We start from the raw sequence: 5,699 nt of genomic DNA, 5'->3' as shown, positions 1-5,699 counted from the left end.
CCGGCGATAGGGCCGGTACAGGCTTGAATCAGCCCTTGCCTTTGGTCCGGGTCTGATTCGGCCCGCCGTTCTTCTCCAGGTGCTCGATGATCATCCCGGCCACGTTTTTGCCGGTGGTCACCTCGATCCCCTCCAGCCCCGGCGACGAGTTCACCTCCATCACCAATGGCCCATGGTTGGACCGCAAGATATCCACCCCCGCCACGCTCAAACCCATCACCTTGGCCGCCCGGATCGCGGTAATCCGCTCTTCAGGGGTGATTTTTATCAGGCTGGCGACGCCCCCCCGATGCAGGTTGGAGCGGAACTCGCCCGGCTTGGCCTGACGCTTCATCGAGGCAATCACCTTGTCTCCCACCACGAAGCAGCGAATATCGGCCCCGCCAGCCTCCTTGATGTACTCCTGAACCATGATGTTCTGCTTGAGCCCCATGAACGCCTCGATCACCGACTCGGCAGCCTGGGTGGTTTCGCACAGCACCACGCCAATGCCCTGGGTGCCCTCCAGCACCTTGATTACCAACGGCGCGCCATTAACCATCTGGATCAGGTCGGGAATGTCGTCGGGTGAATGGGCGAAGCCGGTAATGGGCAGGCCGATTCCGCGACGCGACAGCAATTGCAGCGAGCGCAGTTTGTCGCGCGAACGGGCAATGGCTACCGATTCGTTGAGCGGGTACACGCCCATCATTTCGAACTGGCGCAGCACTGCGCAGCCGTAAAAGGTGACGGAGGCGCCGATGCGCGGGATCACGGCATCGAAGCCCTCCAGCGGCTTGCCGCGGTAATGGATCTGCGGCTTGTGGCTGGCAATGTTCATGTAGGCCCGCAGGGTATCGATCACCACCATTTCGTGGCCACGCTGGGTACCGGCTTCGACCAGGCGGCGGGTGGAATACAGACGCGGATTGCGCGACAGCACAGCGATCTTCATGCAGCACCTGTGACAGGGGAAAGGGTGGCCGGGAAGGCCGGTTTGTCTTGTACGTACTTCAGGCCAGGGTTGACCACCAGCTGGCCGTGGATCAGGGCCTTGGAACCGAGCAGCAGGCGGTAACGCATGTTCTTGCGGCAGGCGAGTGTGAACTCCACCTCCCACACACCATCGCCCAGCGCCAGTGACGTGCGAATGACGTAGCGAGTCTGGGCGTGCCCGTTGGAGCTCTTGATGGTCTTCATGGTCACCAGTGGCGCCTCGCAGCGGCGGTGGCGCAACTGCACCACAGAGCCCAGATGCGCCGTGAAGCGGACCCAGGGCTGGCCGTCGCGCTCGAACGGTTCCACTTCGGTAGCGTGCAGGCTGGAGGTGCTGGCACCAGTGTCGATCTTGGCGCGCAGCCCTGCCACGCCAAGGTCGGGCAGGGCTATCCATTCACGCAGGCCGATCACTTTCAAATGGTCAAATGTCTTCACGAAGCGCACCCTGCGAATGAGGTGGTGAACTGTAAGCATGGCGGGGACTTTTTGCATCCGTATGTGAAGGTAGTACAGTTCGATGAAAGACAGAATCCGAGGTAACGGGATGGCACAAAAAGCCGAAGACGACGACAAGGTTCGCCTGGACAAGTGGCTATGGGCGGCGCGTTTCTACAAGACGCGGGCGCTGGCCAAGGCAGCGATCGAGAGCGGCAAGGTGCATTGCCGGGGCGAGCGTTGCAAGCCAGGCAAGGAGCCGCGAGTGGGCGACGAATTTGTGCTGCGCACCGGGTTCGATGAGCGCACCGTGGTGGTGAAGGCGTTGTCGGTGGTGCGGCGTGGGGCGCCAGAAGCGCAGACGCTGTACGAGGAAACCGAAGAAAGCCTGCGCCGCCGTGAGCAGGCGGCCGAAATGCGCAAGGCGGGCGCCATGGGGGTGACTACCGATGGGCGGCCAACCAAGAAGCAGCGGCGGCAGATTCACCAGTTGCATGGGAGCTATGAATAGCCGGGGCCGCTTAGCGGCCCATCGCCGGCAAGCCAGCGCCCACAGCGCTTTGTGGGAGCGGCCTTGCCGGGGCGCCGGACCGGTCGGAAAGGGCTGCGTAGCAGCCCCAAGGGTCTAGCGGAGCACGGCCATCCGCCCGACAAGCGGTAACTTGGCCAGCAGGTTGAACAACGGTGCAGTCCAGCGCATCAACGCCTCACTGCCCTTGGCCGCCAGCGGCGTGTAATAGCTCCAGCCCAACGCCAGCACTGCCATCAGCAACCCGCCGATGTAGTCATCCTGCCCCCAGTGGGCGCCGGCCACCAGGCGCGGCAGCATGAACAGCACCGCCAGCCCCCAGATCACCAGGTACTGCACCAGGCGGCGGCTGAACACGCTCATGAACAGCGCCCAGATCAGCAGTACCGAGGCGTGATCCCCCGGGAAACTCTTGCTGGAACGGTCCTTGAGCTCCCAGGCGGCTTCCAGGTTCGGGTAGTAGTCACTCAGGTGCACCACCTCGTCGAACATCATCGACGGGCTCTTGTGCTGCCAGCCAGCTGCATCCACCCACTTGGAAAACAGCGCGCGAATCACCACTAAGAGGAGTAGCGTGACCAGAAAGCCGAAAAACGCTTGGCGAACCTGAGCTGCCTTGAACACCCAGTCACCACGGATGAGCACTGCCAGCAGGATCAGGCCGACGACGATGTCGAACGGGCGCAGGCTGCCGACGGTCCAGATGTAGCGCCAGGTGGTGCTGTCGGCCAAGGGCGCATTCAGGCTGCGGAACAGCCACTCGTCGAAAGTCAGGCACAGGATCTGGCCAAAAGGCCATAACCAGAAACACAGTAGAGCGACGGAAAGCAGCGTACAGGCTGCCAATGGCCCCCAGGACCACCTTGCTTGGAACAGTGGTCGATTGTCCATAAAATACCTCTATTGCAAACAGGAAATCGGAGCGCCTTGTGAGCGCTCTGTAACGGGTTCTCGCAGGTTCTCGACAACCCTTGTAACCATTTTGTCATCATTTTTTAGATAGCCGAAACCTATGAGCGATTTGCCTGATACCGATTTCACCCAACGTTTCATCTTCGACGAGCGCGATGTGCGCGGCGAGTGGGTGTCTCTCGATGACAGCTATGCCGCAGTGTTGGCGCGTCACGAATACCCTCAGCCGGTCAAGGCGCTGCTCGGCGAGCTGATGGCCGCCACCGCGTTGCTGGTGGGCGCGATGAAGTTTGATGGCTTGCTGATTTTGCAGGCGCGCTCGGCTGGGCCGATTCCGCTGCTGATGGTGGAATGTTCCGGCGACCGGGAAATCCGCGGCATGGCCCGCTACGAAGCGGACCAGATCCCGGCGGATGCCACACTGTCGCAGCTGATGCCCGACGGCCACCTGACCCTGACCATCGACCCGGTCAAGGGGCAGCGCTACCAGGGTACTGTCGACCTTGATGGCGCCAACCTGTCGGAATGTTTCACCAACTACTTCGTCCAGTCCCAGCAGCTGAACACGCGCTTCTGGCTCAACGCCGAAAACGGCAAGGCCCGCGGTCTGCTGCTGCAGCAGCTGCCGCGTGATCGCCAGCCGGATGATGAAGAGCGTGAGGACAGCTGGCAGCACGTGGTGGCCCTGGCCAAGACCCTCAAGCCTGAAGAGTGGGCTGAAAACAACGAAACGTTGCTGCATCGCCTGTACCATGAAGATGCCGTGCGCCTGTTCGACATCCAGCCGTTGCGCTTCAATTGCAGCTGTTCGCGTGAGCGTTCCGGCAATGCGCTGGTCAGCCTTGGCGAACAGGACGCCAAGGCATTGGTGGAAGAGTGCGGCGGCCAGGTGGAGATCGATTGCCAGTTCTGCAACGAGCGCTATTTCTTCGATGCCAGCGATGTGGCGCAACTGTTTGCCGGTGGCGGCACAGACGTGGCCTCAGAAACTCGCCACTGAAACGTTTAATCACAGGACAATCTCCTGTCGAATTGCGCAAAAGCGCAGTTCTGACAGGAGGGGCCTACTTTTTTTGGGCGTTTCTGGCATAATCCGGCCACTTTTTTCGCTGTAGTAGTTTTTTCAAGACAACTACAAAACGTTTGGAGCACTCGGCCTCGGGCCGGATGGGGTATCTCATGACGCAAGCCAACAACACCGTGTACACCGACCTGAGCGTCGATGAGCTGGTAAAAGAAGCGCTGCAACGCGGTGAAGGCGTACTAGCCGATACTGGCGCACTGGTCGTGGAGACTGGTCACCGTACTGGCCGTTCGCCGGCTGACCGTTTCATCGTCGAAGAACCTTCCACTCAGGACGCTATTTCCTGGGGCCCGATCAACCGCAAGTTCCCGGCCGACAAGTTCGACGCCCTGTGGGACCGCGTCGAGGCGTTCAACAACGCCCAGGATCACTTCGTTTCCTACGTTCACGTAGGGGCAGCCGTCGACCACTACCTGCCGGTGAAGATGACCACCCAGACCGCCTGGCAGAACCTGTTCGGCCGTTGCCTGTTCATCAACCCGGAGCAGTACAACCCGGCTGGCCGCGACCAGTGGCAGGTGCTCAACGTTGCCAACTTCGTGTGCGAGCCTGAGCGTGATGGCACCAACTCCGACGGCTGCGTCATCATCAACTTCGCCGCCAAGAAGGTGCTGATCGCAGGCATGCGCTATGCCGGCGAAATGAAGAAAGCCATGTTCTCGGTGCAGAACTTCCTGCTGCCGGCTGCCGACGTACTGCCAATGCACTGCGCGGCCAACATCGGCGAAGAAGGCGATGTGACCCTGTTCTTCGGCCTGTCCGGCACTGGCAAGACCACCCTGTCGGCCGACGAAAGCCGTTACCTGATCGGCGACGACGAGCACGGCTGGGGCGAAGGCGTTGTCTTCAACATGGAAGGCGGCTGCTACGCCAAGTGCATCGACCTGTCCGAGAAGAACGAGCCGGTCATCTGGAAAGCCATCAAGCACGGCGCAGTGCTGGAAAACGTCGTTCTCGACGCCAACAAGCACGCCGACTACACCGACGTCAGCCTGACCCAGAACAGCCGTGCAGCCTACCCGCTGGAGCACGTTGCCAAGCGTTCCGAAGCGAACCTGGGCGGCGAGCCTAACGCGGTCATCTTCCTGACCTGCGACCTGACCGGTGTTCTGCCTCCGGTTTCGATCCTGAACAACGAGCAGGCGGCCTACCACTTCCTGTCCGGTTACACCGCGCTGGTCGGTTCTACCGAAATGGGTTCGGGCGGCGGCATCAAGTCGACCTTCTCCACCTGCTTCGGCGCACCGTTCTTCCCGCGCCCGGCTGGCGAGTACGCCGAGCTGCTGATCAAGCGTATCAACGGCTTCAACTCCAAGGTCTACCTGGTAAACACCGGCTGGACCGGCGGTGGCTACGGTGTTGGCAAGCGCTTCAGCATCCCGACTACCCGCGCGGTGATTGCTGCAATCCAGAGTGGCGCGCTGGTCGGTGCCGAAACCGAGCACCTGGACATCATCAACCTGGACGTACCAAAAGTCGTCCCAGGTGTTGAAACCGAGCTGCTCAACCCACGCACCAACTGGGCTGACAAAGCTGCCTACGACGAGGCCGCCAAAGGCCTGGCCAAGCTGTTCATCGAAAACTTCAAGAAGTTCGAAGTTTCCGACGCCATCAAGGCTGCTGGCCCACAGCTGTAAGCTGAGCCCAGCGCTACAAGAAGGCCGCCCTTTGGGGCGGCTTTTTTTTGAACGATATCCTGAGCCGGCCTCTTCGCGGGTAAACCCGCTCCCACAGGTACGGCGATTTCTGTGGGAGCGGGTT

Annotated in this window: 6 protein-coding genes; 3 read left to right on the top strand and 3 right to left on the bottom strand. The window is 61.0% G+C overall.

Annotated features, from left to right (window positions below; all coding sequences use genetic code 11):
- Window positions 1–28 precede the first annotated feature (28 nt).
- Window positions 29–934 carry a 30S ribosomal protein S6--L-glutamate ligase gene (gene rimK / locus ACK1VC_RS21025; protein WP_012316721.1) on the bottom strand — a complete coding sequence of 302 codons (906 nt, stop codon included), beginning with the start codon at window positions 932–934 and terminating at the stop codon, window positions 29–31.
- Window positions 931–1,413: a retropepsin-like aspartic endopeptidase RimB gene (gene rimB / locus ACK1VC_RS21020; RefSeq protein ID WP_024717584.1), complete on the bottom strand. Its 483-nt coding sequence runs from the start codon at window positions 1,411–1,413 to the stop codon at window positions 931–933. The genes rimK and rimB overlap by 4 nt, the downstream gene beginning before the upstream one ends.
- Window positions 1,414–1,522: 109 nt before the next feature.
- On the opposite strand from rimB, the gene ACK1VC_RS21015 reads away from it, so the two are divergent.
- A complete protein-coding gene (locus ACK1VC_RS21015) occupies window positions 1,523–1,924 on the top strand; it encodes an RNA-binding S4 domain-containing protein (protein ID WP_016484410.1) in 402 nt (133 codons plus the stop codon).
- Window positions 1,925–2,038: 114 nt separating this feature from the next.
- Here ACK1VC_RS21015 and ACK1VC_RS21010 read toward each other — a convergent pair whose 3' ends face one another.
- A complete protein-coding gene (locus ACK1VC_RS21010; RefSeq protein ID WP_191087159.1) occupies window positions 2,039–2,833 on the bottom strand; it encodes a phosphatase PAP2 family protein in 795 nt (264 codons plus the stop codon).
- Between the two features lie 121 nt (window positions 2,834–2,954).
- Between ACK1VC_RS21010 and hslO the strand changes: the two genes are divergently transcribed.
- The gene (hslO, locus tag ACK1VC_RS21005; RefSeq protein WP_016484412.1) at window positions 2,955–3,854 is read left to right on the top strand and encodes an Hsp33 family molecular chaperone HslO; all 900 of its coding nucleotides are present in this window, start codon (window positions 2,955–2,957) and stop codon (window positions 3,852–3,854) included.
- Window positions 3,855–4,033: 179 nt separating this feature from the next.
- Window positions 4,034–5,575, top strand: coding sequence for a phosphoenolpyruvate carboxykinase (locus ACK1VC_RS21000; RefSeq protein ID WP_060518076.1), 1,542 nt, complete (start codon window positions 4,034–4,036; stop codon window positions 5,573–5,575).
- Window positions 5,576–5,699: the final 124 nt, after the last annotated feature.

Source organism: Pseudomonas sp. XP2 (assembly GCF_053557975.1).
Note: the sequence above shows the minus strand (reverse complement) of the source record. Positions and strands in the feature narration are given on the sequence as shown.